Below are 1,254 nucleotides of genomic sequence, written 5' to 3'. Positions count from 1 at the left end.
ATGTTGGTCGCCCAGCAAAACGGCATCCCGCAATTCACCGGCTCCGAGGCCCCGTCGATCACCCAAAAAGGCAACCCCTATATTTTTCGCACCACCTTTGGCGCGCAAAAGGGCATGCCGAAAATCGGCACCTATCTCAAAGACGGTCTGGGGGTGAGCAAAGTGGCCATCGCTTGGGCCAATACGGAATATGGCAAGGGCGGCCATGATGCCTTTGTCGATGTGGCCAAAGAGATAGGGCTTGAGATCGTGTCTGATGTGCCCTCCGAGCAGGGCCAGGCGGATTTTTCCGCCGATATTCTCAAGATCAAAAACACTGGCGCTGAAGCCGTGTTTATTTATCTGACCGAAGAGGAAAGCGCGCGGTTTTTGATTGAGGCCAAAAAGCAAGGTCTCAACATTCCGATGGTGGGCGACACGGTTTTGGCGTCGCAAAAGGTCATCGACCTGTCCGGGGGAGCCGCCGAGGGTGCCTTGGGTCATGTCGCACTTTCGGCGGACGCCCCCGTGCCGCTGTTGCAGGCGATGAGCGCGAAGTTCACCGAGCGGTTTGGCTATCGCCCCGATCACAACGCGATCAAAGGCTATATCGGTGCCTATGCGATCAAATACGGCACGGAGATCGTTGGCGAGGCGGACAGCCAAAAACTGACGGATGCATTGCATGGCACCTGTCTGGATGCGGCCACTTATCCCGGCGTTTTGATGGACATTTGCTGGGATGAAACCGGCGAAGTGTCCCGCGAAAGTTTCATGGTTGAAGTCAAAAACGGCGCACAGGACATCACGACCATTCTGCCGCCGAACTGAGACAGGCCACCCGCCCCGCGCCTCATATGACGGGGCGCGGGGTGATCCGGCAAAGGCGCGCTATGACGCCAGCCGATTGCACAGCTCTGATGATCCAAATCATCAGGGGAACACATGGGAGGAATGGATATGAAACGTAGAGTTTTTACGGGTGTGAGCCTGAGCGTCATGATGATGGCGATGTCCGCGCATGCTGAGATGGTGAAAATCGCTAATATTGCGGAACTGTCGGGACCTGGGGCTGCCGCAGGGTCGGTGTGGTCCGACGGCGTGGATCTTGCGATTGATGAGATCAATGCACAGGGTGGAATCCTCGGGATGCAGGTTGATATGTCAAAATACGACACACAAACCGACCCACAGGTGAGCCGCGCCTTGGTGCAAAAGGCCATTGATGAGGGCGCATTTGCGCTGCTGGGGACGGTGTATTCCTCCTCGACCGTG

2 protein-coding genes are annotated in these 1,254 nt (G+C 56.6%); both read left to right on the top strand.

Translation table 11 applies throughout. The features are described from left to right. Positions 1-810, top strand: an 810-nt coding sequence (locus B30_RS21175; RefSeq protein ID WP_009574310.1) for an ABC transporter substrate-binding protein, incomplete at its 5' end; no start/stop codon positions are given. A gap of 129 nt (positions 811-939) precedes the next feature. Continuing rightward, the coding region (locus tag B30_RS21170) for an ABC transporter substrate-binding protein (RefSeq protein WP_009574309.1) at positions 940-1,254 on the top strand (315 nt) is incomplete at its 3' end.

The sequence above is a fragment of the Celeribacter baekdonensis B30 genome (genome assembly GCF_000299875.1).
Classification (GTDB): domain Bacteria; phylum Pseudomonadota; class Alphaproteobacteria; order Rhodobacterales; family Rhodobacteraceae; genus Celeribacter; species Celeribacter baekdonensis_A.
The sequence above is the reverse complement of the archived record's forward strand: the minus strand, read 5'-3'. Positions and strand labels throughout refer to the sequence as shown.